General features: G+C 63.8%; 21 protein-coding genes. 9 read left to right on the top strand and 12 right to left on the bottom strand.

The features are described from left to right. Positions 1–21 precede the first annotated feature (21 nt). From FJ967_RS03425 to FJ967_RS03435, 3 genes are read right to left on the bottom strand one after another with little or no spacing between them, the layout of a single operon-like run. Positions 22–1683, bottom strand: coding sequence for an ABC transporter substrate-binding protein (locus tag FJ967_RS03425; protein WP_140730273.1), 1662 nt, complete (start codon positions 1681–1683; stop codon positions 22–24). Positions 1684–1701: 18 nt separating this feature from the next. Next, positions 1702–2607, bottom strand: a complete 906-nt coding sequence (locus FJ967_RS03430) for a proline iminopeptidase-family hydrolase (RefSeq protein ID WP_140730274.1) — start codon at positions 2605–2607, stop codon at positions 1702–1704. Between the two features lie 39 nt (positions 2608–2646). Further along, the gene (locus tag FJ967_RS03435) at positions 2647–4161 is read right to left on the bottom strand and encodes a leucyl aminopeptidase (protein ID WP_140730275.1); all 1515 of its coding nucleotides are present in this window, start codon (positions 4159–4161) and stop codon (positions 2647–2649) included. 259 nt (positions 4162–4420) lie between these two features. Between FJ967_RS03435 and FJ967_RS03440 the strand changes: the two genes are divergently transcribed. Both FJ967_RS03440 and FJ967_RS03445 read left to right on the top strand, forming a co-directional pair. Then, positions 4421–5323, top strand: coding sequence for a LysR substrate-binding domain-containing protein (locus tag FJ967_RS03440; protein WP_140730276.1), 903 nt, complete (start codon positions 4421–4423; stop codon positions 5321–5323). A 194-nt stretch (positions 5324–5517) separates the two neighbouring features. Then, positions 5518–6975 carry an NCS1 family nucleobase:cation symporter-1 gene (locus FJ967_RS03445; RefSeq protein ID WP_140730277.1) on the top strand — a complete coding sequence of 486 codons (1458 nt, stop codon included), beginning with the start codon at positions 5518–5520 and terminating at the stop codon, positions 6973–6975. A 64-nt stretch (positions 6976–7039) separates the two neighbouring features. Here the strand turns inward: FJ967_RS03445 and FJ967_RS03450 are convergent, their stop codons facing one another. From FJ967_RS03450 to tpiA, 5 genes are all read right to left on the bottom strand, one after another. Continuing rightward, positions 7040–7591, bottom strand: a complete 552-nt coding sequence (locus FJ967_RS03450) for a DUF1697 domain-containing protein (RefSeq protein ID WP_140730278.1) — start codon at positions 7589–7591, stop codon at positions 7040–7042. 17 nt (positions 7592–7608) lie between these two features. Continuing rightward, a complete protein-coding gene (locus FJ967_RS03455) occupies positions 7609–9246 on the bottom strand; it encodes a CTP synthase (RefSeq protein ID WP_140730279.1) in 1638 nt (545 codons plus the stop codon). Positions 9247–9440: 194 nt separating this feature from the next. Then, on the bottom strand, positions 9441–10571 hold the full coding sequence (locus FJ967_RS03460) for a L,D-transpeptidase (protein WP_140730280.1): 1131 nt from the start codon (positions 10569–10571) through the stop codon (positions 9441–9443). 211 nt (positions 10572–10782) lie between these two features. Next, on the bottom strand, positions 10783–11274 hold the full coding sequence (secG, locus tag FJ967_RS03465) for a preprotein translocase subunit SecG (RefSeq protein ID WP_140730281.1): 492 nt from the start codon (positions 11272–11274) through the stop codon (positions 10783–10785). Between the two features lie 167 nt (positions 11275–11441). Continuing rightward, positions 11442–12212 (bottom strand): triose-phosphate isomerase, encoded by a 771-nt coding sequence (tpiA, locus tag FJ967_RS03470; RefSeq protein ID WP_140730282.1) that lies wholly within the window; start codon positions 12210–12212, stop codon positions 11442–11444. 143 nt (positions 12213–12355) lie between these two features. Between tpiA and FJ967_RS03475 the strand changes: the two genes are divergently transcribed. Genes FJ967_RS03475 through glp form a run of 5 tightly spaced genes read left to right on the top strand, consistent with a single transcriptional unit; the run spans position 12356 to position 17761 of the window. Then, positions 12356–14248 (top strand): SurA N-terminal domain-containing protein, encoded by a 1893-nt coding sequence (locus FJ967_RS03475; RefSeq protein ID WP_140730283.1) that lies wholly within the window; start codon positions 12356–12358, stop codon positions 14246–14248. Further along, positions 14245–15255, top strand: a complete 1011-nt coding sequence (gene trpD / locus FJ967_RS03480; protein ID WP_140730284.1) for an anthranilate phosphoribosyltransferase — start codon at positions 14245–14247, stop codon at positions 15253–15255. The genes FJ967_RS03475 and trpD overlap by 4 nt, the downstream gene beginning before the upstream one ends. A gap of 3 nt (positions 15256–15258) precedes the next feature. Further along, positions 15259–16071 carry an indole-3-glycerol phosphate synthase TrpC gene (gene trpC / locus FJ967_RS03485; protein ID WP_140730285.1) on the top strand — a complete coding sequence of 271 codons (813 nt, stop codon included), beginning with the start codon at positions 15259–15261 and terminating at the stop codon, positions 16069–16071. Positions 16072–16073: 2 nt separating this feature from the next. Continuing rightward, positions 16074–16556, top strand: a complete 483-nt coding sequence (moaC, locus tag FJ967_RS03490; RefSeq protein WP_140730286.1) for a cyclic pyranopterin monophosphate synthase MoaC — start codon at positions 16074–16076, stop codon at positions 16554–16556. Continuing rightward, positions 16556–17761 (top strand): gephyrin-like molybdotransferase Glp, encoded by a 1206-nt coding sequence (gene glp / locus FJ967_RS03495; RefSeq protein ID WP_140730287.1) that lies wholly within the window; start codon positions 16556–16558, stop codon positions 17759–17761. The genes moaC and glp overlap by 1 nt, the downstream gene beginning before the upstream one ends. Before the next feature lie 47 nt (positions 17762–17808). On the opposite strand, the gene FJ967_RS03500 is transcribed toward glp, so the two are convergent. Further along, on the bottom strand, positions 17809–18639 hold the full coding sequence (locus FJ967_RS03500; RefSeq protein WP_140730288.1) for an alpha/beta hydrolase: 831 nt from the start codon (positions 18637–18639) through the stop codon (positions 17809–17811). 309 nt (positions 18640–18948) lie between these two features. On the opposite strand from FJ967_RS03500, the gene FJ967_RS03505 reads away from it, so the two are divergent. Both FJ967_RS03505 and kynA read left to right on the top strand, forming a co-directional pair. After that, entirely contained in the window at positions 18949–20574 is a 1626-nt protein-coding gene (locus tag FJ967_RS03505) for an AMP-binding protein (RefSeq protein WP_140730289.1), read from the top strand. Beyond that, the gene (gene kynA, locus FJ967_RS03510; RefSeq protein ID WP_140730290.1) at positions 20571–21407 is read left to right on the top strand and encodes a tryptophan 2,3-dioxygenase; all 837 of its coding nucleotides are present in this window, start codon (positions 20571–20573) and stop codon (positions 21405–21407) included. The genes FJ967_RS03505 and kynA overlap by 4 nt, the downstream gene beginning before the upstream one ends. 45 nt (positions 21408–21452) lie before the next feature. Here kynA and kynU read toward each other — a convergent pair whose 3' ends face one another. Genes kynU through FJ967_RS03525 form a run of 3 tightly spaced genes read right to left on the bottom strand, consistent with a single transcriptional unit; the run spans position 21453 to position 24428 of the window. After that, positions 21453–22700: a kynureninase gene (kynU, locus tag FJ967_RS03515; RefSeq protein WP_140730291.1), complete on the bottom strand. Its 1248-nt coding sequence runs from the start codon at positions 22698–22700 to the stop codon at positions 21453–21455. Between the two features lie 19 nt (positions 22701–22719). After that, complete coding sequence (locus FJ967_RS03520; RefSeq protein WP_140730292.1) at positions 22720–23643, bottom strand: ABC transporter permease; 924 nt, start codon at positions 23641–23643, stop codon at positions 22720–22722. A gap of 5 nt (positions 23644–23648) precedes the next feature. After that, the gene (locus FJ967_RS03525) at positions 23649–24428 is read right to left on the bottom strand and encodes an ABC transporter ATP-binding protein (RefSeq protein ID WP_140730293.1); all 780 of its coding nucleotides are present in this window, start codon (positions 24426–24428) and stop codon (positions 23649–23651) included. Positions 24429–24483 lie beyond the last annotated feature (55 nt).

Below are 24483 nucleotides of genomic sequence, written 5' to 3' on the forward strand. Positions count from 1 at the left end.
GCCATTACTGTACCCAGGCCATTACTGCACCCAAGACTGGGTGATCATCCAGTTGAACTGCCGGTTGAACTTGAAATTGCCCACACGCTTGCTGACGAAGTCAAGCCGCTTGGGGGTGAAGAGGCCGACGGCCGGCGCCTTGTCGGTGACCTGCTTGTCGATCTCAGCCCACATCTTGTCGGCGGCTTTCTGGTCGGTCACGCCGAGGTCCAGCGCCTTCTGCATCTTGGCGTCGATATCCTTGTCGCAGAAGCCGGCGATGTTGATCGAAGCGTCCGAGCCCTCGCGGAACGAGGCGCAGCTGAACAGGATGTTCAGGAAGTCCGAGGCCGCGGGATAGTCCTTGTACCACTGGGTGACGGACATCTGCACCTTGTTGCTGGTGTTCTGGATGTAGGTGAACTGGATGTTGGACGAGATCGGCTTGACGTCGGCGGCGTAGCCGATGCTGGTCAGCACGCTCTGCAGATAGACGCCGATCGACCGCGAAATGGCGGTATCCTCGACGATGATGGTCACCTTCTGGCCCTTGGTGCCGGATTCCTCGACCAGCTGCTTGGCCTTGTCGAGGTCAGGCGCCGACCATTTGGCGCCGGGGTTCTTGGTGAAGGGACAGTAGTCCTCGTGCCCGGGGAAGTCCGGAGGCAGGACCTGGCAGACCGGCGAGGCAAGCACCTTGCCGCCGAACAGCTTGACCAGCGTGTTGCGGTCGACCGCGTAGGCAACGGCCTGGCGCGCCTTTTCATTGTCGAACGGAGCAAGGCGGTTGTTGAGCGGCGCATACCACCATGCCGAGAGCGGCGAGATGTGGAGCTGGTCCATGGACTTGGTGCCGAGCTCGCCAAGGCGGTCGCTGGGCAGCGCGTCGAACATCCAGTCGGCTTCGCCGTTCTGGATCGCGGTGACGGCGGCCTCCTCGGACAGGCCGAAATCGTACTGGACGACATCGGGATAACCGTCCGGCTGGGCTTCCTCGCTCCACTGTTTGAAGTTCGGATTGCGGGTCACCGTCATGCCCTTGTTGGGGTCGAAGGCGGAGATCATGTAGGCGCCGGTGCTGGGGATGGGCTTGGAGCCCATGTCTTCGGCGGGCGTGTCGGCCGGCAGGACCACGGCATGCGGCAAGGCAAGCTTGTAGAGAATCTCGGCATCCGGCTTGGTCAGGTTCAACGTGATGGTGCCGGCCGCTTCGTCGCCGACGATGCCGCCTTCCAGCGTGCAGCTCTTGGTGTCGGCAAGGCATTTGTCGGCGCCGACGATGCCGGCATAGAAGGTGCCCGAGGTCGGACCGGAGACCTTGAAGATGCGCTGGAAGGAGGCAACGACGTCCTTCACGCCGAGATCCTTGCCGTCGGAGAATTTGATGCCCTTGCGCAGCTTGAAGGTGAAAGTCTTGCCATCATTGGTGACGGCAGGCAGCGTCTCGGCAAGGTCCGGGACGATGGTGAAGCCGTCCATGCCCTCTGCCTTGCGGAAGGCGACCAGCCCGTCATAGATCGGCTGGTACATCTGCCAGCCCTGGTCGGTGTAGTTGATGTGCGGATCGAGCGTTCCCGCCGCCGAACGGGCGAGCAGCCGGATGGTGCCGCCGCGATGTTCCTTGAGATATTCGGCCTGCGCCGGGGTCAGCCACATGCCGGCCAGCAATGCCGCGGCCGACGCCGCCAAAAGCAGTTTCTTCATGTCGTTATTCCCCTTTTCTCAGTTGTCGTTGTCGTCCAGGAAGTCTCCCGCCACCCGCATGCACAGATCCTGCTCTTCGACATGCGGCATATGGCTGGAATGCTCGAATATCTGCCAGCGCGATCCCTTGATGCCGTCCTTGAAGGGCTGCACGGTCGCGGGCGTGGCCTCGTCGTAACGGCCCGAGATGATCAGCGTTGGAACATCGATGGCGGGCAAGCGGTCGATGATGCTCCAGCTTTTCAGCGTGCCGATGACGTGAAATTCGTTGGGCCCGTTCATGACGTTGTAGACGGTCGGATTGCGTACGACCTGGGCGAAGGTCTCCGTCACCTCGGGCGGGAACGGAACGACCCGGCAGACATGCCGTTCGTAAAACACCATGGTCGCGGCCTGATAGGCGGCATCGTCCGTCGTGCCGGCCTGTTCGTGCCGGGTCAGCGTCTCCTGCACATCAATGGGCAGGTCGGCGCGCAAGCGGTTGGCCTCTTCCACCCAAAGTTTCATGGAAGCCGGTGAATTGGCGATGGTGAGCGACTTCAGGCCCTTCGGCCGCGTCACCCCGTACTCGGCGCCCAACATACCGCCCCAGCTTTGCCCCAGCACATGGAAGCCGCCGCGGATGCCGAGATGGTCGACGAGATTTTCAAGCTCGTCGATGAACAGCCTTGGTGTCCAGAAATCGGCGCCCTTGCCCGGCAGCAAGGTGGAGTTGCCGCAACCCAACTGGTCGTAGTGGATGACGGCGCGGCCTGTCCGGGCAAGGAGCTTGTAGGCATCGACGTAGTTGTGGGCAGCGCCGGGCCCGCCGTGCAGGATAACGACGGGAGACTTGGCTGCATCGAGCTCGCCGCTGACGCGATACCAGGTTTCGTAGTCGCCGAAGCCGGCACGTCCTTCCCTGGTGGCTATTTCCGATGACATTCCGATCTCCTGACCGTTTGAAGACATGCCGCTGGTCACCTAGTTTGCAACCCGGCTGGTTCGAACCCACTCTTCCAGCATTTGCACGCCGAATGCGGTGGCGCCTTCCCGGCCAAGGGGCTGATCCTTGTCGGTCAGTTCCTTGCCGGCGATGTCGAGATGCACCCAGGGGCGGTCTTCCGTGAAATGGCGCAGGAACGCCGCGGCGTAGGGCGCGTCGCCGTCTTCCATGTCCTTGGCGTGATGCCTGATGTCGGCGAACGGCGATTGCAGCCCTTCGTCATAGGCCCGGTCGAGCGGCAATTGCCAGAACCGCTCGCCGACCTTCTCTCCGGCCGCGATCATCCGTGAGGCGATGGCATCGTCGGTGCTGAAAAGGCCGGCAAATACCGATCCGAGCCCCCGCATCACAGAATAGGTCAAGGTGGCGAGGTCGACGACAACCGACGGGTTGAAGCGCGAGGCGGCATAGTAGAGGCAGTCGGCCAGGATCAGCCGTCCTTCGGCATCCGTGTCGAACACCTCCACCGTCTGCCCGGACGCTGTCGTGATGATGTCGCGCGGCTTGAGCGCGGTGCCCGATGGCATGTTCTCGGCAATGCCGAGCACGCCGACGACATGCACCGGGCTGCCTTGCCGGGCCAGCGCGATGAGCAGGCCGACCACCGCGGCCGCACCGCCCATGTCCGCCTTCATGTCGAACATCTGCTCGCCGCGCTTTATGCACAGGCCGCCGGAATCAAAGCACACGCCCTTGCCGACGAAAGCCATGGGCTGTGCGGGAGCGCCCTTGCCGCGATAGCGCAGCACCGCAACACGCGGCGGCCGCACCGAACCCGATCCTACCGCCAGGATCGCGTTCATGCCTAATTCCCTGAGCCTTGCCGTATCGAGGATCTCGACATCGATGCCGGCTTCACGCAACGGCTCCAGATGATCGTGGAAATTGTCGGGATGCAGATGATTGGGCGGCAGGTTGACCAGGGTGCGCGCATATTCGACGCCGTCGGCGATGGCATTGATCCGCGCCAGCGCCGCATTCAGCTCCTGGCCGCCGGCCCCGACCAGTTGCACCCGCAGGGTCCGATCGGCGCCCGCTCCGGCGCGCCGGTTGCGCATGTCGAACCGATAGCGCCGCAGCCGCATGCCGAGCGCGACCCGGGCCAGGATTTCCGCCCCGGGCAGTTCGACGCCCGAGACAGGATCGAGGACCAGGGTCGCCGCGCATTCACCTTTGGCCTCCAGATGCGCCGCCAGCGCACCGCCGGCGCATGCCAGGGAAAGTGCGGTGACGGCATCGGCCTTGCCCAGCGCCAACACGATCACGCGCCGGGCCGGCACGGCCCGCGGTGTGATGAGATCGATGCAGGCGCCTGATTCAGCAAGGACGGTCGCGTCCGAACAGGCACGCGAGAGTGCACCTCCCGTTTCGGTATCCAGTGCCGCTGCCCGCGGGCCAAAGCCTGCCTGGGCAGTCTGCAAGATCACGACGACGGAGGTTTCCGCGGAAATCTCGTCCGCCGTTTCAAAGACCGGCACTGGCGATTGAGGCATAAGCGGGCGTCCTCCTCGTGACGGGCTTTGGACGAGGCGTTGCTTGCCGCTTGTGCAATGCTCCGCCCGCCACCGGTGGAAGCCGGTCAAACCGGTCGCCGCCGTTGGTGGAATGGTGCCGAAGTTCCCGAATAGTCGTTTTCTTAAGACGACTTAGTTGCTCTTGCCTCTTGGGTATCCCTGAACGGGCCGGGCGATCAAACGCCAATTTTGTCCATGTCGATTGACAAAAACTCAACTGACAATTCATGATCGGTCGATGGCCCTACCCTCACTCAATGGCATGCGCGCTTTCGAGGCCGCCGCACGTCTCGGCAGCATCAAGGATGCAGCCGAAGAGCTGCATTTGACGCCCTCAGCCATAAGCCGCCACATCCGGGCGCTCGAGCGAAATCTCGGTCAGGATCTGTTCGAACGCGGCTTTCGCCAGATAACGCCGACCATCCGGGGGTCGTATTACGCGCGCAGCCTGTCCGAGGCGTTCGAAGCCATCTGGCGCGCCACCGACGATGTCAGTCTCATCGAAAGCCCGAGCCATGGCAGGACCCAGCGTGTCCGTGTCCTGTGCGTGCCCGCTGTCTTGAACCTCTGGCTGGCGGATCGGCTGCCGAATTTTCGGCGACTGCATCCCACCGTCGACCTTGAGATCTCGACATCGGGCAAGCGCGCCAATTTCGATTTGGCCATTGTCGACGAGTTCGTCTACAAGGCCGGCCCGGCCCTGACGCTGCTGATCCCGCTGGTTCTGACGCCGGTGTGTGCGCCCTCGCTGCTCGAAGGGCCGATGCCGCTGCGATCGCCAGCCGACCTTGTCCACCACCACCTCATCCACGAATGCGAGTCCATGCGGTGGAAACGCTGGCTGGAGCAGGAAGGCGTCCTGGACACGACACCGAAATCCTCGACGACGCTGGACGATTGCACGCTGATCATGCGCGAGGCGATCAATGGCGCCGGAATAGCGCTTGCCGACACCATGATGGCCCAGGACCTGCTGCAGCAAGGCAAGCTTGTCGCCCCGTTCAGCGCCCGCCATACTTATCCGGCCGGCATCTACCTGCATCAGCGTCGCAGCATCGGCAACAAGCCGGGTACCGGCCTGTTCCAGGATTGGCTGCTGTCCGAAGTCGAGGACCACAAGCGGACGATGGCCATCGCCTGATCGGCCGCAACTCGAATCATCCAAGCCATTTTTTCAACGTCGACCCACCATCACGGGCCGCCGATAATCGCGGTTCGCATTGAATATCTTTAAGGCCAAAGCCGGCAAATCGGTTGCTTGTCGGTTCCCCAGCGTCAGGCGTAACCTTCGCGGTCAACGCGTGAGGGCGCGTGCTGCAAGAAGGGGATATTGCAATGACGATACAAGGCGCATCGCCTGACCTTTATAATGAAGACCTCGCACCCGCCAAGGTTCGAAACTGGGGACCGTTCTCGATCTTCAATGTGTGGACGTCGGACGTCCACAGCCTGTGGGGTTACTATCTCGCCGCCAGCCTGTTTCTGTTCTGTGGCGGTTTCGTCAACTTCATCATCGCCATCGGTATCGGCTCGCTGATCATCTACGCGCTGATGAACATGGTCGGCTATGCCGGCGTGAAGACCGGCGTACCCTACCCCGTGCTCGCCCGCGCCTCGTTCGGCATCTGGGGCGCCAACATCCCGGCCCTGGTGCGCGCCATCGTCGCCTGCTTCTGGTACGGCGCGCAGACAGCCGCCGCCTCCGGCGCCATCGTGGCATTGCTGATCCGGTCGCAATGGTTCGCCGATTTCAATGCCAACACCCATTTCCTCGGCCATTCCGGGCTTGAGGTGATCTGCTTCGTCGTCATCTGGGCGCTGCAACTGCTGATCATCCAGAAAGGCATGGAGACAGTGCGCCGCTTCCAGGACTGGGCTGGACCGGCTGTCTGGGTGATGATGCTGCTGCTCGCCGTCTATCTCTGCGTCAAGTCGGGAACCTTCGCCTTCACCAGCGACATCCCGATGGACGTGCTTCTGGAAAAGACCAAGGACGCCGGCGTGCCGGGAACGCCGGGCTCGTGGACCTCGCTGTTCGCGGTGGCCGCGATCTGGGTCACCTACTTCTCGGCGCTCTACCTCAATTTCTGCGATTTCGCCCGCTATGCACCGGACCAGGCTGCGTTGCGCAAGGGCAATATCTGGGGCCTGCCGGTCAACCTCATCCTGTTCTCGCTGGTTGCCGGCGTCACCACCATCGCCGCCTACGACGTCTACCACGAGGTGCTTTTGCACCCCGACCAGATCTCGGCCAAATTCGACAGCTGGTTCCTCGCCGCGCTCGCGGCGCTCACCTTCGCGGTGGCGACGCTCGGCATCAATGTCGTGGCCAATTTCGTCTCGCCGGCCTTCGACTTCTCCAACGTCTTCCCGCGCCAGATCGACTTCAAGAAGGGCGGCTACATCGCGGCGCTTATTGCTCTGGTGCTCTATCCCTTCGCGCCGTGGGAAGGCAGCGCTGCTTCCTTCGTCAACATCATCGGCGCGACGATGGGGCCGATCTTCGGGGTGATGATGGTCGACTACTATCTGATCCGCAAAGGCGAGGTCGACGTCGAGGCGCTCTACCGCGAAGACGGCGAATTCCGTTTCCAGGGCGGCTGGCACGTCAATGCCTTCATATCAGCCGGCATCGGCGCCATCTTCTCCTCGATCCTGCCGAATTTCACCAACTGGCTGCCGTCCTGGTGGGGCGTCTACGGCTGGTTCTTCGGCGTGGCGATTGCCGGGGCGATCTACTACGTGCTGCGCACTGCAGCCGTGAGCGCCGGCGCCAAGACGGCGAAGGCTTGAAACGCAGGGCTTAGGCAGTAGGGCTTTGGGCAGTAGGCATAGAGACTATCCTACTGCCTACTGCCTACTGCCTACTGCCTATTGCCACCATCTCCGCCAGCCTGCGCACCGTGTTCCAGTTGCGCGACGTTCCGATGCCCAGGCGCTTGTGGTTGGCCGCCGCGAGCAGCCGCGAACTTGGCCTTTCGCGCGAGAAGACCAGCCATATGTCGCCGCCGACCAGAAGCACCCTCTCGTCGGCGGCGGCACGGGCTTGCAGCGTCGACAACGCATCTTCGGCCACCGGCTCGCGCATCACCCGCACCGCGACCTGGTCGCCGGCTTGCGTCGATTCGGCCGGGAATGGATTTTGGCCAGCCAGTTTGCGCCAGTCAGCCGCGCTGCGCACAAGAATATCGACGTGGCGGCCGAAGGTCTTTTCGAACGCCCTCTCCAGCCGCCGTTCAAGCGCGGCAATCGAGACCTTCTCGCACTCGAAGACCAGATTGCCCGTCGCCACCAGCGTGCGGACATTTGTCAGTCCGAGATTCTCGGCCATAGCCTTGAGATCGGACATGACCAGCCTGCGGCCTTCGCCCAGGCCGATGCTGTAGAGCAGCGCGACGTAGGTTCGCATGGCCCGGCCGGAAGCGCTCAAACCAGGCGGCTCTGCTCCACCGCCGCCTCGATGAAGCTGGCGAACAGCGGATGCGGATCGAGCGGCCGGCTCTTCAGCTCGGGGTGATATTGCACACCGATGAACCAGGGATGGTCGGGATATTCGACCGTCTCCGGCAGCACGCCGTCAGGCGACATGCCGGCAAACACCAGCCCGCAATCCTCCAGCCGCTGCTTGTAGTCGATATTGACCTCGTAGCGATGGCGGTGGCGCTCGGAAATCTGCGTGTCGCCATAGATCTCGGCGATCTTGGAGCCCTTGGCGAGCTCCGCCTGATAGGCGCCGAGCCGCATGGTGCCGCCGAGATCGCCTGATGCCCTGCGCTTCTCCAGCATATTGCCCTTCAGCCATTCGGTCATCAGGCCGACGACCGGCTCCTTAGTCGGGCCGAACTCGGTCGACGACGCATGATCGACACCGGCCAGCGAGCGCGCCGCCTCGATGCAGGCCATCTGCATGCCGAAGCAGATGCCGAAATACGGCACCTTGCGCTCGCGGGCGAACTTCGCCGCCAGTATCTTGCCTTCCGAACCGCGCTCGCCGAAGCCGCCAGGCACCAGGATGCCGTGCACCTTTTCCAGCCACGGCGCCGGATCCTCTTTTTCGAAGATTTCCGATTCGATCCAGTCGAACTTGACCTTTACGTGGTTGGCCAGCCCGCCATGCGAGAGCGCTTCGATCAGCGATTTGTAGGCGTCCTTGAGGCCGGTATATTTGCCGACGATGGCGATGGTCACCTCGCCTTCGGGATTGTGGATGCGATTGGAGACAGCCTGCCACGGCTCCATGCGCGGCTTCGGCGCCGGATCGATGCCGAAGGCGGCTAGCACTTCCGAATCGAGACCTTCCTTGTGATAGGCCATCGGCACGTCGTAGATGTGCGGCACGTCGAGCGCCTGGATGACGGCGCTTTCCCTGACATTGCAGAACAGCGACAGTTTTCTGCGCTCTTCCTTGGGAATGGCACGGTCGGCGCGCACCAGAAGGATGTCGGGCGCGATGCCGATGCCGCGCAGTTCCTTGACCGAGTGCTGGGTCGGTTTGGTCTTCAGCTCACCCGCCGTCGGGATGTAGGGCATCAGGGTCAGATGCACATAGACCGCGTTGTTGCGCGGCAGATCGTTGCCGAGCTGGCGAATCGCCTCAAGGAACGGCATCGCCTCGATGTCGCCGACCGTGCCGCCGATCTCGCACAGCACGAAATCATAGTCGTCATTGCCGTCGAGAACGAAATTCTTGATCTCGTCGGTGACGTGCGGGATGACCTGAACCGTGGCGCCGAGATAGTCGCCGCGCCGCTCGCGCTCGATGATGTTCTTGTAGATGCGCCCGGTGGTGATGTTGTCCTGCTGGTTGGCGGAACGGCCGGTGAAGCGTTCGTAATGGCCAAGATCGAGATCGGTCTCGGCACCGTCATCGGTCACGAACACCTCGCCATGCTGGTAAGGCGACATCGTGCCGGGGTCGACATTGAGGTAGGGATCGAGTTTTTTGATGCGTGCGCGATAGCCTCGCGCCTGCAGGAGAGCCCCAAGGGCCGCTGCGGCAATGCCTTTTCCGAGTGAGGAAACCACGCCGCCAGTGATGAATACATATCGCGCCATGGGAGTCATCGCTTAACGCGGCCTGATTGATTCCGCCAGAGAAAAAACCGCCGCGAAGGTTTTTTCCCAAGAAGGCGCTTGGGACCGTGATCCCAAATGGAATCCGGCTTTGGAAGGCATCACGACCAGAAAGGTTCGATCGGGAGCTTGGACAAAACAAAAGGGCCGGCTGAGCCGGCCCTTTCGGCATGATGACGAAGTCGTCAGATGATGACGACTTTGGTGCCGACCCTGACGCGGCTGTAGAGGTCCATGACGTGCTCGTTGATCATGCGGAAGCAGCCGTTGGACGCGCTGGTGCCGATCGACTGCGGCGCGATGGTGCCGTGGATACGCAGATGCGTGTCCTTCTTGCCGTCATAAAGGTAGATGGCGCGGGCGCCGAGCGGGTTCTGACCGCCGCCGGCCATGCCGTCCTTGAACCGGCCATAGTGATTGGGCTCGCGCTTCTGCATGTCGAGCGTCGGAATCCAGCGCGGCCACTCCTGCTTGTCGCCGACGGCAACCGTGCCCTTGAACTGCAGGCCTTCGCGGCCGACAGCGATGGCGTAGCGGCGCGCGGTCGTGGACGATTCGACGAGATAGAGCCGGCGAGCGCTGGTGTCGATGACGATCGTGCCCGCGTCGTAGCCGGTGAATTCCACGTCCTGCGGCACGAATTCCGGCTTCACCTTGAAGGGCTTCTTGGCATCCTTCTTGGCGAGTGCCGCGTCCAGCGCGCGGGTCTCCGGCAGGTAGCTTATCGACGATCCTGACGAGGTGCCGCCGAACAGGCCGGCAAAAATGCCGCCGCTGGGCTGCGTCTGGCCACCGACGACCTCGCTGCGCAGCTCGCCATTGTTGCCGGTCAAGGCGACGTTCATCGCCTCGGCCGGTATCGGCTCGGCCGACTGGATGGGCTCGATCGGTGCCACGGGTTCGATGACCTTGGTGGTCTTCTTGGCTGGCTTGGCCTCGGCCACTTCGGCAGCCGGGGCGCTTTTGCCCTTCTTGGCCAGGAAGGCCTGCCGGTCCGCATCGGCCCTGGCCTTGGCCGCCTCGCGCATCGCCATCTTCCTGGCTTCGAGCGCCTTGGCCTTTGCGTCCTCCTTGTCGGCGGCGATCTTGGCCTCGATCTTCTTGATCTGGGCGAGATCGTCCGGCGTCGGGCTTTTCTTCTTCTTGAGAAGCTTCAGCTGCGCCGCATCGCTTTTGGCTGCGACGGGGATGGCATCGGTCTTTTCAAGCGACACCGACTGTTGTGCGGCCATGTTTGCCGGCATGGCGGCGAAGGCCGGGGAACTCAGGCCGATTGCGGCGCAAAGTCCCAGGAAAATGAAGCTGCGAAGCTGCATGGCGAAGATCCGATCGTTCAATGCTTGTTGCCCACGGCGTCGCCCGGCGTCCCCCAAGGACACCGAAAATGCCGCGTGCAATCTATAGTCGAATAAGCGCGGATGCCTCAAGCGCGGGGCCGCAACAGCCCCCGTCGAATCTTCGTGATCGCGCCGCATTTGCCGCGACTGTGTTCAAACGATCACAGATCGCGACTTGGAGACGTGGAGGTTACTGGTTCGGGACCTGCGGCGCCGCTGGCGCTGTGGTCGCCGGCGCGGTATTGGTGGTGCCGTTGGCGGCGGGCGCCGTCGAGCCGGCGGCAGGTGCCGTGGCGGGAGCGTTTGCCGGGGGCGTCGCGCCGGCATCGTTGCCGGACGGCGGCGTCGGCGTGGCGTTGCCGGCCGGTGCCGGGGTGGTCGTGCCCGGCAATTGGTTGAGCACGCCCTTGCCGGCATTGTCCGAAGTCGCCGGAACACGGTCGAGAATGTCGATCGGCTTTTCGCCGTAGCGGGCAATGATCGACAGGGTCAGTGAGGTCGCAAAGAACGCCGCGGCCAGGATCGCCGTCGCCCGGGTCAATGCGTTGGCGGCGCCGCGCGCCGTCATGAAGCCCGAGCCGCCACCGATACCAAGGCCGCCGCCTTCGGAGCGCTGCAGCAGCACCACGCCGACAAGGGCGAGTACGACCATGAGATGGATGACGATCAATACGGTTTGCATAGTTTATCCTGGCAAGGCCTTGCCCGGCCGCGGACACGACCGGTGAATTGGAGGCGGCTCAATACAATGCTTTCACGGCATTTCCAAGCCCGTGGCCGGAATATGGGAAGCAACGCGCTCTTTGCAACGAATTTGGATGGTAAGAGCCCTGCCCATCCCCGTAAATCTCATCCCGAAATGCTGCGATAGGCTTCGGCGATACCGAGGAAGTCGGCCGCTTTCAGGCTGGCGCCGCCGACCAGCGCGCCATCGACATTCCTGACGCCCAGCAGTTCCACGGCGTTGGACGGCTTGACCGAGCCGCCATAGAGGATGCGCATTTTAGCGGCGGCGGCGCCGAGCTTTTCCGACAGCTTTTCACGGATATGCGCATGCGCCTCGGCCACATCGGCCACGGTCGGCGTCAAGCCGGTGCCGATCGCCCACACCGGCTCATAGGCAATGATGGTGTTGGACGGCGTGGCACTTGGCGGCACCGAGCCCGCGACCTGACGCGACAGCACCTCCAGCGTCGCGCCGGCCTCACGTTGCTGTTGGGTCTCGCCGATGCAGACGATGGCAATCAGCCCGGCGCGCCAGGCCGCGGTGGCCTTGGCCTGGACCATCGCATCGTCCTCGCCGCGTTGTTCGCGGCATTCGGAGTGACCGACAATGACATGGCTCGCGCCCGCGTCCTTCAACATCTCCGCTGAAATGCAGCCGGTATAGGCGCCGCTTTCCTTGGTGTGGCAGTCCTCGCCGCCGGCATGGACGGGCGTGCGCGACAGAATCTCCGCGGCATGGGAAAGCAGCGTCGCTGGAACGCAGACCAGCGCCTCGGTCTCCGCGTCGAGCCCGCTCATGAAGCCGTTGCCGATCATCCTGAGTTCGTTGAGCGAAGCACTGGTGCCGTTCATTTTCCAGTTGCCTGCGACGAGCGGACGAATTCCAGGGGTCATGGGGCGGTCTCTCCGGGCGACATTAAGCAGCGCCCTCACTACCAAAATCAGGCCACAAAGCAATCGACAGTGGACCGGAAGGGCGCTATTGCGCTTGTTTCAGACTCGGCGCATGCGAAAATGCGCATAAATCGGAATTGTCCATGCTTGGTATATTGAGAAACGCGGCGGGCACCTGGGTCGCGAAGACATTGCTTTCGCTGCTGGTGGTCAGTTTCGCCGCCTGGGGTATCTCCGGACGCCTGATGGGCGGCTTTGCCGGCCACGACTCGGTGATAACGGCCGGCGGCACCAAGGTATCGATCAACGAATACCGCCTCGCCTACGACCGTCAGCTCGCGGTGATGTCGCAGCAGTTCGGCCAGCGCCTTACCCATGAACAGGCCAAAGCGCTCGGCATCGACAACACGGTCCTGGCGCAGCTCGTCTCGGGAGCCGTTCTCGACGAACAGGCACGCAAGCTCGGGCTTGGGTTCTCCAAGGACAAGCTCGCCGAATTGACGCGCGAGGAGCCCGCCTTCCGGGGTCCGGACGGCCAGTTCGACCGCAGGGTCTTCGAAGGGCGGCTTCGCGATCTTGGCATGCGGCCGGAAGATTATTTGAAGAACAAGGCCCAGGTCGCGGTGCGCCAGCAGATCGTCGAAGCGGTTTCGGACGGGCTCAAGGCCCCCGACACCTTCTTCAAGGCGGTCGCGCTCTATCGCGGCGAAGACCGTACCGTCGACTATGTGACATTGCCAAAGACCCTGGTCGAGCCGATCGAGGCGCCGAGCGACAGTGTGCTTCAGGCCTATTTCGAGGCCAACAAGAAAACCTACGCCGCGCCCGAGTACCGCAAATTCTCCTATGTCCGCCTCGAACCGGTGGACATCATGGACACGACCGCCGTCACCGACCAGCAGGTCAGCGACGACTACAACAAGAACAAGGCGCGCTACACTACGCCCGAAATGCGCACCATCGAGCAACTCGTGTTCAAGACGCCGGACGCGGCCAAGGCCGCGCTCGATTCGCTCAAGGCCGGCGCGACTTTCGACAAGCTCGTCACCGCCGAAGGCAAGACTCCGGCGGACACGCTGCTTGGCACGCTCGCCAGGGACAAGATCGCCGACAAGGCGGTTGCCGACGCCGCCTTCGCGCTCAACGCCAATGAAGTCAGCCAGGTCGTTCAGGGTGCCTTCGGTCCGGTGTTGCTGCGCGTGACCGAGATCAAGCCGGAGGTGGTGAAGCCGCTGACGGAAGTGTCCGACCAGATCCGCAAGGACCTGGCGCTCGGCGAGGCAAGCCGCATCCTACTGGATGTGCACGACAATTATGAGGACACCCGCGCATCGGGCAGTTCGCTGGCCGACACGGCCGCCAAGTTGAAGTTGAAGGACATCACCATCGACGCCATCGATCGCAGCGGGCTGCGGCCCGATGGCTCCATCGTCAAGGACCTGCCGGAATCGCCGGCGCTGATCAAGGCCGTCTTCGATGCCGAACCCAACACCGAAAATGAGGCGCTGACCACCGCCGACAACGGCTTCGTCTTCTACGAGGTCGGCTCGATCACGCCGGCCCGCGACCGCACTCTTGACGAAGTGCGCCAGAAAGTCGTCGCCGACTGGATGGCGGCCGAGACCACCAAGCGGCTCGCGGCCAAGGCGGACGAGTTGGAGAAGAGGCTCAGGGCCGGCGCCACGCTCGATGTCATCGCCGGTGAGCTCAAGCTGGAAAAGCAGACCAAGCGCGGCTTGAAGCGCGAAGCCGATGATGCCGATTTCGGCAAGGAGGGCGCCGCCGTGATGTTTGGCGTCGGCGAAGGCGGCACCGGCCTGATCCCCTCGCCCACTGGCGACGGCCAGATCCTGTTCAAGGTCGCCGAAGTGTTCGAACCGGCCGGCGCCGATGCCAGCTCGGTGCCCGAGGACGCGCAGAAATCGTTCACCTCCGGCATGTCCGACGATCTGCTCGACCAGTTGGTGGCGCAGTTGCAGACGCAGTACGACGTCCGCGTCGACCAGGCCGCCGTAGCCCAAGCCTCGACAAGATGAGCGCGCTGAAAACCCATATCGCCAAGGTCGCGACCGGCAGCGCGCTGTCCTTCGAGGAAGCGCGCGAGGCCTTCGACATCATCATGTCGGGCGACGCGACCCCGGGGCAGATCGGCGGCTTCCTGATGGCGCTGCGCGTGCGCGGCGAGACGGTGGGCGAGATTTCCGGCGCCGTTGCCACGATGCGCGCCAAGATGCTTCGCGTCGACGCGCCTGACGGCGCGATCGATATCGTTGGCACCGGTGGCGACAATTCCCACTCGGTCAATATCTCGACGGGATCGGCTTTCGTCATTGCCGCCAGCGGCGTTCCGGTCGCCAAGCACGGCAATCGCGGCCTGTCGTCGCTGACCGGCGCGGCCGATGTGCTGATCGCGCTCGGCGTCAAGATCGACCTCTCGCCCGAGTTCATCGGCCGATGCATTCACGAAGCAGGCGTCGGCTTCATGTTCGCGCCCGCGCACCATCCAGCCATGAAGCATGTCGGCCCGACCCGCGTCGAGCTCGGCACCCGCACCATCTTCAACCTGCTCGGCCCCCTCTCCAATCCGGCCGGAGTGAAGCGGCAGATGGTCGGCGTCTTCCTGCCGGAATGGATCATGCCGGTGGCCGAGACATTGAAGGCGCTGGGCACCGAGCACGCCTGGGTCGCCCATGGCGATGGCTATGACGAGATCACCACCACTGGTGAGACGCATGTCGCCGAACTGGTCGGCGGCGAGATCCGCGGCTTCACGCTGACTCCGGAAGAGGTTGGGCTGATGCGCCATACCAAGGACGAGCTGCGCGGCGGCGACGCCGCCTACAACGCCAAGGCCTTGCGCGATATGCTGGCGGGCGCTCCCGGCGCCTATCGCGACACGGTGCTGATGAATGCCGGCGCCGGTCTGGTGATTGCCGGCAAGGCGACGACACTGGGTGACGGCATTGCCATCGCCGCGCAGGCCATCGACAGCGGCCGGGCGCTGCAGGTGCTCGACCGGCTGGTCGAAATTTCGAACGGATGAACGGTGTCTGACATTCTGCGCAAGATCGAAGCCTACAAGCGCGACGAGATCGCCGCCGCCAAGGCGCTGATACCGCTGGCCGAGATCAAGGCGCGGGCAAAGGATGCCGACGCACCGCGCGGCTTCATGGCCGCGCTTGAGGCGAAGCGCAGATCAGGCGATTTCGCCCTGATCGCCGAGATCAAGAAGGCAAGCCCGTCCAAAGGGTTGATCCGTGCCGATTTCGATCCGCCGGCACTGGCGAAGGCCTATGAGACGGGCGGCGCTGCCTGCCTTTCTGTGCTGACGGATGCGCCGTCCTTCCAGGGCGCGCCCGAGTTCCTCACCAGGGCAACAGCAGCCGTTGCCCTGCCCGCGCTGCGCAAGGACTTCCTGTTCGATCCCTACCAGGTTCACGAGGCCCGCGCCTGGGGCGCGGACGCCATCCTGATCATCATGGCCGGCGTCGACGACGCCATGGCGCACGAGTTGGAAGCGACCGCATTCGAACTCGGCATGGATGCGCTGATCGAGGTGCATGACGAGGCCGAGACGGAACGGGCGTTGAAATTGTCGTCGCGGCTGATCGGTATCAACAACCGAAATCTGAGAACGTTCGAAACCAGCCTTGAAACGTCCGAGCGGCTGGCGGCGATGGTACCCGCCGACCGCCTGCTGGTCAGCGAGAGCGGTATCTTCACTCACGCCGACTGCCTCAGGATGCAGAAGAGCGGCATAGGCACCTTCCTCGTCGGCGAAAGCCTGATGCGGCAACAGGACGTCGCCGCCGCGACGCGCTTGCTCCTGACGGGCAAGGCAGTAGCCGAGGCGATCTGATCGTGGCGGCCACCCTCACGCACCTTGGCGCACAGGGCGAGGCCAACATGGTCGACGTCGGCGACAAGGAAGAGACGACGCGCACCGCGATCGCCGAAGGCTTCGTCTCGATGCAGCCCGAGACGCTGAAGACCATCCTCTCCGGCAACGCCAAGAAAGGCGATGTGCTTGGCACCGCGCGCATCGCAGGCATCATGGCGGCGAAGAAGACGCATGAACTGATTCCGCTCTGCCACCCCCTGCTGCTGACCAAGGTTTCCGTTGATATCGAGCCTGATCATACGCTGCCGGGCCTGAAGGTCACCGCACTGGCGCGCGTCGCCGGCAAGACCGGTGTCGAAATGGAGGCATTGACGGCGGCGTCCGTGGCCTGCCTGACCATCTACGACATGGCCAAGGCCGTGGACCGGGCCATGGTCATCTCCGGCATCCGGCTGGTGGAAAAGACCGGCGGCAAGTCCGGCGATTACAAGGCTGGTGCCTGATGGCGCTGGTTCCGGTCGCCGAGGCGCTCGAACGTCTGCTCGACGGCGCTGTGCCGCTGGCCGGTGAAAGCGTCCCTCTCATCGAGGCGGTCGATCGTGTGCTGGCCGAACCGGTCGTGGCGCTTCGCACCCAGCCGCCTTTCAACGCTTCGGCCATGGATGGCTATGCCGTCCGCACCGCCGATGTGGCCTCGATACCGTCGAAACTCTCGGTGATCGGCATGGCGCCGGCCGGGAGCGGCTTCGAGGGTACGGTCGGCAAGGCCCAGGCCGTGCGCATCTTCACCGGCGCCCCGCTGCCTGACGGCGCCGACACCATCGTCATCCAGGAAAATGTCCGGGATCTCGGCAGTGGCACTATCGAAGTGATCGAGCCCACCCCCGAGTGGCGCAACATCCGCCGCATCGGCCTCGATTTTTCCAAAGGCGACGTGCTGTTGGAAAAGGGACGTGTGCTCGACCCCGCGGCATTGTCGCTGGCGGCATCGGCCAACCACCCCCGGCTGAGCGTGGTGAAACGCCCGCTGGTCGCCATCATCGCCACCGGCGATGAGTTATTGCCACCCGGCAGCGATCTCGGGCCGGACCAGATCATCTCGTCCAACGCCTACGGCGTTGCCGCCGCCGCGCAATCCGTCGGCGCCCGCGCGCTCGACCTCGGTATTGCCGCCGACCGCAAGGAGGCCATTGCCGGCCTGATCAGGAAGGCGGTCGCGGCAGGCGCGGATGTCATCGTCACGCTGGGCGGCGCCTCGGTCGGCGATCATGACCTCATCCACGACGTGCTGACCGGTGAAGGCATGACGCTCGGCTTCTGGAAGATCGCCATGCGTCCCGGCAAGCCGCTGATGTTCGGGCGCCTCGGCGGCATCAGGTGCATCGGCCTGCCCGGCAATCCGGTGGCGAGCCTGGTCTGCTCGCAACTGTTCCTGAAGCCGCTTCTGGCAAGGCTCGGCGGCCGCGCCTTTAAGCAGGACATCAGGCAGGCACGGCTCGGCGCGGCGATGCAGGCCAATGATCTGCGTCAGGATTATGTGCGCGCCGTGGTCAAGGGGGATGCCGGCGCCCTGGTCGCGACGCCCTTCGGCATCCAGGATTCTTCGATGCTGAGGATGCTTGCCGACGCCAATGGACTGGTCGTGCGCGAGCCCTTCGCTCCGGCTTCCGCTGCCGGAGATATCTGCAACGTCCTTATGTTGCGATAAAGATCAGGCGTCCAAGCCACCAATCTTGTTAGAAAAATCGGCTTCGTCTATTCCGCCAGCAGCGTTCGCGTCAGCGGATGCGCCGGATCGGCAAGCCCGTCGATAATATCGAAATGATGCCGGTCCGGTTCGATCACCGTGCTGGTCATGGCGCCAAGGCCGGTCCAGATATTGGCGAGCAGTTCATTCTGGCGCAGGAACTCCGCGCGCTCGCCACCGCCGGCCCAGCAGGTGATGCGTGCGCCCTCCATCGGACGCAGCAGCGCCGGGCTTTCCGCCAGCGCCTCGGCTTCGTCGATGGCCAGCGTCGCGTTCATTCCGGTGCGCATGATCGGCCTGAGGTCATGCACGCCGGAGATCGAGACGACATTGCGGACGCGGCCGGCGACATCGGCTGCCAGAGGCGTCGTCGTAGTCACCATTCTCGAGGCGAGATGGCCGCCGGCGGAATGTCCGGTCAGCATCACCGGTCCGCCGACCATGGTCGCCGCCTCGCCGATCGCGGCAGCGACTTCCCGGACAATGCCTGAAATTCTGATGTCGGGACAAAGCGTGTAGGTCGGCATCGCCACGGCAAAGCCGCTGGCGACCGCGCCGTTGGCCAGATGCGACCAGGCGTTCTTGTCGAATGCCTTCCAGTAGCCGCCGTGGATGAAGACGACGAGTCCCCTGGGCATGGCGTCGGGAAGGAACAGGTCGAGCCGGTTGCGCGGGCTGTCTCCGTAGGCGATGTCGAGCTTGGCCCGGCCGGCGGACGTCCGGGCGTCGCGGAAAGCCTGTGCCGGTCCATCCCAGGCGGCCGGCCAGCGGTCGCTGCCGGCGATGTTGTCGCCGTTGGCGTAGGCATTGTCCCAATCGGCAACGCGATGTTCGAGCATCTGCACCCTCCCAGATGGCTGGATTTCAGTCGACAGGAATGGCCGCCGGCAAGAGCTGCGTCAATGCTCCACCAAAAACATTTTAGGCTTGAAACAAATTTCGACTGGTGCGATCCTGCCTGGCGGAACAGTCGACAATGGGAGGTCGCCGTGCTGTCCGAATCTGCCGATTGTCGCCTTCCCGGCGCCATGGTCGAGCAGGTGTAGCCGACCGCACGAAGCTTCCCGAAAAGACAGGAATTTCAGATTCACCGCCTCCGGTCAGGTGCCCCTGCACGCTGGCCGGGCATCATATGGGATAGCGGCGACATGCTTGGGCCTTCTGCGCATACCGACACGTTCACGCGCGATAACCTGCCGCCGCCCGATCAATGGCCTGACTTCCTGCTCGACGGTTTCGACTATCCCGAGCGCCTCAACGCCGGTGTCGAATTGACCGACAGGCTGGTCGAGAAGGGCCTGGGTGATCACACCGCCCTGATCGGCAATGGCCGCCGCCGCACCTACAAGGAACTGTCCGACTGGACGAACCGGCTGGCCCACGCGCTGGTCGAGAATTATGGCGTCAAGCCGGGCAACCGGGTGCTGATCCGCTCCGCCAACAACCCCGCCATGGTCGCCTGCTGGCTCGCCGCCACCAAGGTCGGCGCCGTCGTCGTCAACACCATGCCGATGCTGCGCGCCGGCGAGCTCACCAAGATCGTCGACAAGGCGGAGATAACCATCGCGCTCTGCGACACCAGGCTGATGGACGAGATGACCGCCTGCGCCAAGGACAGCGCATTCCTCAAACAGGTCATCGGCTTCGACGGCACCGCCAACCATGACGCCGAACTCGACCGCGCCGCGCTGGACAAGCCGGTCACCTTTACCGCCGTCAACACCGGCCGCGACGACGTCGCCCTGCTCGGCTTCACCTCGGGCACGACAGGCGTGCCGAAGGCGACGATGCATTTCCACCGCGACCTGCTGATCATCGCCGACGCCTATGCGCGCGAGGTGCTGCGGGTGACGCCGGACGATGTCTTCGTCGGCTCGCCACCGCTCGCCTTCACCTTCGGCCTCGGCGGCCTCGCCATCTTCCCCTTGCGCTTTGGTGCTGCGGCGACGCTGCTGGAACAGGCAACGCCGCCCAACATGATCCACATCATCGAAACCTATAAGGCGACCATTTCCTTCACCGCGCCGACCGCCTATCGCGCCATGCTGAAGGCCATGGACGAAGGCGCCGACCTGTCGTCGCTGCGCGTTGCCGTCTCGGCCGGCGAAACCTTGCCGGGTCCTGTCTTTGAAGAGTGGACGAAAAAGACCGGCAAACCGATACTCGACGGCATCGGCGCCACCGAAATGCTGCACATCTTCATCTCCAACCGCTTCGATGACAGGAAACCGGCTTCGACCGGCAAGCCGGTTGGCGGCTACGAGGCGCGCATCGTCGACGGCGAAATGCACGAGGTGCCCCGCGGCGAGCCCGGACGGCTGGCGGTGCGCGGGCCGACCGGCTGCCGCTACATGGCCGACGACAGGCAGAAGGACTATGTGCGCGGCGGCTGGAATCTCACCGGCGACACTTTTTGGCAGGACGAGGACGGCTTCTTCCACTTCGCCGCGCGTTCCGACGACATGATCGTCAGCGCCGGCTACAACATCGCCGGGCCCGAGGTCGAGGCGGCGCTGTTGGCGCATCCCGACGTCGCCGAATGCGCCGTCATCGGCGCCGAGGATGGCGATCGCGGCCAGATCGTCGAGGCGCATGTCGTGCTGGTGCAAGGTGTCGCGCCGGACGCAACGACCGTCAAGCGCCTGCAGGACCACGTCAAGGCGACCATCGCGCCCTACAAATATCCGCGCTCGGTGAAATTCATCGCCGCCTTGCCCAAGACCCAGACTGGCAAGATCCAGCGCTTCCGCCTGCGCACGGAGAAACTCAATTGAGCGAGCCCTACGATCCGGCGTCCGAAGGCGCGCAGATGTCGTTCAAGGAGCGCATGTCTTACAGCGACTATTTGCATCTGGAGAAGGTTCTCGACGCGCAGGCGCCGCTGTCTTCGGCGCATGACGAGATGCTGTTCATCATCCAGCACCAGACATCGGAACTGTGGATGAAGCTCGCTTTGCATGAGATCGGCGCCGCGATCCGCTCCATCCGCGCCGACCGGCTCGAGCCGAGCTTCAAAATGCTGTCTCGCGTCGCCCGCATTTTCGAGCAGTTGAACAATGCCTGGGACGTGCTGCGCACAATGACGCCGAGCGAATACACCGAATTCCGCGACGCGCTCGGCCAGTCATCGGGCTTCCAGTCCTGGCAGTATCGCGCCATCGAGTTCATGGCCGGCAACCGCAACCTGGCCATGCTCGGCCCCCACAAGCACCGGCCCGACCTCAGCGGCAAGCTCGAGGCGATCCTGGCCGAGCCGTCACTCTATGACGAAGCGCTGCTGCTTCTGGCGCGCAACGGCTTCGACATCGGCGCCGATGCCAAGCGTACCGACTGGCGCGAAACCCGCACCGAGAATGAAGAGGTACTGGTTGCCTGGCAGACCGTCTACCGCGACCCGCAGCGCTACTGGATGCTCTACGAACTGGCCGAGAAGCTGGTCGACTTCGAGGACTATTTCCGCCGCTGGCGCTTCAACCACGTCACCACGGTAGAGCGCATCATCGGCCTGAAACGCGGCACCGGCGGCACATCGGGGGCCTCCTACCTCAAGAAGATGCTCGAGGTCGTCCTGTTTCCGGAGCTCTGGAACGTCCGTACGCGGCTCTGAAGTTCTCCGCCCGATGCGATTCCGGATGGAAAAATTGCGCCGGTTTCAAGTCACCGCGGTCTTGACCGCGAAGCGCGCGTCCTGCCAGGCGCCGGTGCGCAGAATATCCTCCAGCACTTCGACCGCCTGCCAGACGTCCTTGTAACCGACATAGAGCGGCGTGAAGCCGAAGCGGATCGTCGATGGGGCGCGGAAATCGCCGATCACCCCGCGCTCGATCAGCGCGCGCATGACCTGGTAGCCGTGCGCGTGGAGGAACGACACCTGGCTGCCGCGTTGCTTGCCGTCGCGCGGGCCTTCCAGTTCAAGCCCGTAGGCACCGCATCGGCCTTCGACGAGCTGGATGAACAGGTCGGTCAGCGCGATGCTCTTCTTGCGCACCGCCGCCATGTCGACATCGTCCCAGACATCCAGCGCCCCTTTCAGCGCCCGCATCGAGAGCACGGGCTGCGTGCCGCAGAGAAAGCGGCGGATGCCGCTGCCGGCCACATAGCCCTGTTCGAAGGCGAAGGGCCGCGCATGGCCCCACCAGCCGCTGAGCGGCTGCTGGACTTTGTCGTGATGACGCTTGGCGGCGTAGATGAAAGCCGGCGCGCCCGGGCCGCCATTGAGGTATTTGTAGGTGCAGCCGATGGCGAAATCGGCATTGGCGCTGTCGAGCTCCACCGGCAACGCGCCGGCCGTATGGCAGAGATCCCAGATAATCAGCGCGCCGACCTGATGGGCCTTGCATGTCAATGCCGCCATGTCGCGCAGCTGTCCGGACTTGTAGTTGACGTGGTTGACCAGGATGACCGCGACACGCTCGTCGATCAGATCCTCTATGTCGGGCGCGTCGACGCCCTCGAGCCGCAACACGGTGCCGGGTCGCGTCGAGGCCACGCCTTCGGCCATATAGAGATCGGTCGGAAAGCTGTCGCCCTCGGCGACAATGACCGAGCGGTCCGGCCGCATGGCCAAAGCCGCATGCAGCACCTTGTAGATGTTGATCGAGGTCGTATCGCAGACCACGGTCTGTCCGGCCGCGGCACCGATCAGCCGCCCGAGCTGGTCGCCAAGCGCGACCGGCATGTCGAACCAGCCGGCGGTGTTCCAGGCGCGGATCAAATCCTGAGCCCACTCCTGCGTCGCCGCCTTCTGCAGCTCGTTGAAGACGGCGGGAGCGGCTGCGCCAAGCGAATTGCCGTCGAGATAGATGACGCCTTCCGGCAGGATGAACCGCTCGCGCATGGCCCGCAACGGGTCTGCCGCATCCATGGCTTCGACGGCTGCGAGATCGAGCGGTGCACGCATGATTTGTGACATTCCCTGATTATTCACGAATAGCTTCGCGAGCCGGCGCCGGGCCTCGGCTGCGCTTGAGGCTGGGCAAGGCAAGCATGGCCAGCACGAACAGGCCGGTGGCAAGCTTGAGGTCGGGAGGCGGCATGCCGGCGGCAAGGCAGAACGACACCAGCTGGTAGTAGATAACAGCGCCGGCGAAAGGGGCAAGCAGCTGACGCCAGACCGTCTGCTTGCCGACGACAGCCTCGCCGATCATCAGCGCGGCAAGGCCGTTGATGAGAATTCCCAGTCCCATATTGACGTCGGCAAATCCCTGCGACTGCACCATGAGAGCACCGCTCGATGCCGAAAAGGCACTGGCCAGCCCGACACCGCCTATGGTGGCTGCCCAGACATTGATGCCTTGCGCCTCGGCCATGTCGGGATTGGCGCCCACGGCGCGCACCGCCGTCCCCTTCTCTGTCCTGAAGAACATGTAGAGCAGGACGAAGGCGACAAGTGCGAGAAGGCCGGCGACGACGATCTTGCTGGCGGGAAAACCCGGCCGCGCGAACGGCACCCAGTCGAACACCGTCGGCGAGCCGAAGACGGAGAGGTTGGACTTGCCCATGATGCGAAGGTTGATGCTGTAGAGCATCGTCATCATCAGGATGCCGGCAAGCAGCGTGTGGATGCGGAACCGCAGATGAATGAAGGCGGTGCAGCAGCCCGCCGCGAAGCCGGCGACAAGGGCCGCGACTATGCCGATCACGGGCGATGCGCCGGCGGCAAGAAGAACGCCGCAGACGCAGCCGCCCAGTGGAAAGGCGCCCTCGCTGGTGAGATCGGGAAAGTTGAGCATCCGAAACGGGATCATGATCCCGAGCACGACGAAAGCCAGGATCAGGCTTTGTGCCAGCGTGACCGGGATGATCGCGACAAAGCTGGTGAGAACGCCCTCGATAAAGCCCATGATGATCAGCTCGCCAGCAGCATGCGGTCGGTTTTGACGGAGAAATGGCCGATCAGATCGACGACGGTGACCCTTGCTTTCTCCTCGCCTGCCACTTCCAGCCGCACCCGGCCCGCGTCGAGCATGATCACCCGGCTGCCATAGTCGACGGCGTGCTGCATGTTGTGGGTCACCATCAAAGTGGTCAGCTTCAGCGCGTCGACGGCGCGCACCGTCGCCTGCATGACGATCTCGGCCGTGCGCGGATCGAGCGCCGCGGTATGTTCGTCGAGCAGCAGCAGATCAGGCGATCCGCCGACCGCCATGATCAGCGACAGCGATTGCCTCTGCCCGCCTGAGAGCAGGTCGACGCGCGTGTCGAGACGGTTTTCCAGGCCGAGCCCCAGTATCGCCAGGCGTTCCCTGTAGGACGCAAGCCGGGTGGCATTCAGTCCCTGGCGCAAGGTGCGCTTGCTGCTGCGCAGGTCGGCCAGCAGCATGTTTTCCGCAACCGTCATGCTAGCGGCGGTGCCGCGCATCGGATCCTGGAAGACGCGCGCCAGCTTGGCGGCGCGCTTGTGCACCGGCATGCCTGTCACGTCGGCGCCATTGATGAGGATCTGGCCGGAATCGAGGATCAGCGCACCGGAAATGGCGTTGAGCATGCTGCTCTTGCCGGCTCCGTTGGAACCGATGACGATGCCGAATTCGCCTGTCGCCAAAGACAGGCTGAGACCGTCCAGCGCGACCTTCTCGTCCGGCTGGCCCTTGTAGAACACTTTGCGCGCGGAGCGGATCTCGAGCATCGTTCCTCCCTGGCTTCGGAGGTGACGGCATCCACGCCGTCACCTCTTCAGCCCG

The sequence above is a fragment of the Mesorhizobium sp. B2-3-4 genome, from assembly GCF_006442315.1.
Classification (GTDB): Bacteria; Pseudomonadota; Alphaproteobacteria; order Rhizobiales; family Rhizobiaceae; genus Mesorhizobium.

Excerpts from the sequence above, each read along its gene's own strand:
- FJ967_RS03425 (WP_140730273.1), bottom strand. The coding sequence starts at position 1,683 with ATGAAGAAACTGCTTTTGGCGGCGTCGGCCGCGGCATTGCTGGCCGGC.
- FJ967_RS03430 (WP_140730274.1), bottom strand. The coding sequence starts at position 2,607 with ATGTCATCGGAAATAGCCACCAGGGAAGGACGTGCCGGCTTCGGCGAC.
- FJ967_RS03435 (WP_140730275.1), bottom strand. The coding sequence starts at position 4,161 with ATGCCTCAATCGCCAGTGCCGGTCTTTGAAACGGCGGACGAGATTTCC.
- FJ967_RS03440 (WP_140730276.1), top strand. The coding sequence starts at position 4,421 with ATGGCCCTACCCTCACTCAATGGCATGCGCGCTTTCGAGGCCGCCGCA.
- FJ967_RS03445 (WP_140730277.1), top strand. The coding sequence starts at position 5,518 with ATGACGATACAAGGCGCATCGCCTGACCTTTATAATGAAGACCTCGCA.
- FJ967_RS03450 (WP_140730278.1), bottom strand. The coding sequence starts at position 7,591 with ATGCGAACCTACGTCGCGCTGCTCTACAGCATCGGCCTGGGCGAAGGC.
- FJ967_RS03455 (WP_140730279.1), bottom strand. The coding sequence starts at position 9,246 with ATGACTCCCATGGCGCGATATGTATTCATCACTGGCGGCGTGGTTTCC.
- FJ967_RS03460 (WP_140730280.1), bottom strand. The coding sequence starts at position 10,571 with ATGCAGCTTCGCAGCTTCATTTTCCTGGGACTTTGCGCCGCAATCGGC.
- secG (WP_140730281.1), bottom strand. The coding sequence starts at position 11,274 with ATGCAAACCGTATTGATCGTCATCCATCTCATGGTCGTACTCGCCCTT.
- tpiA (WP_140730282.1), bottom strand. The coding sequence starts at position 12,212 with ATGACCCCTGGAATTCGTCCGCTCGTCGCAGGCAACTGGAAAATGAAC.
- FJ967_RS03475 (WP_140730283.1), top strand. The coding sequence starts at position 12,356 with ATGCTTGGTATATTGAGAAACGCGGCGGGCACCTGGGTCGCGAAGACA.
- trpD (WP_140730284.1), top strand. The coding sequence starts at position 14,245 with ATGAGCGCGCTGAAAACCCATATCGCCAAGGTCGCGACCGGCAGCGCG.
- glp (WP_140730287.1), top strand. The coding sequence starts at position 16,556 with ATGGCGCTGGTTCCGGTCGCCGAGGCGCTCGAACGTCTGCTCGACGGC.
- FJ967_RS03500 (WP_140730288.1), bottom strand. The coding sequence starts at position 18,639 with ATGCTCGAACATCGCGTTGCCGATTGGGACAATGCCTACGCCAACGGC.
- FJ967_RS03505 (WP_140730289.1), top strand. The coding sequence starts at position 18,949 with ATGCTTGGGCCTTCTGCGCATACCGACACGTTCACGCGCGATAACCTG.
- kynU (WP_140730291.1), bottom strand. The coding sequence starts at position 22,700 with ATGCGTGCACCGCTCGATCTCGCAGCCGTCGAAGCCATGGATGCGGCA.
- FJ967_RS03520 (WP_140730292.1), bottom strand. The coding sequence starts at position 23,643 with ATGGGCTTTATCGAGGGCGTTCTCACCAGCTTTGTCGCGATCATCCCG.
- FJ967_RS03525 (WP_140730293.1), bottom strand. The coding sequence starts at position 24,428 with ATGCTCGAGATCCGCTCCGCGCGCAAAGTGTTCTACAAGGGCCAGCCG.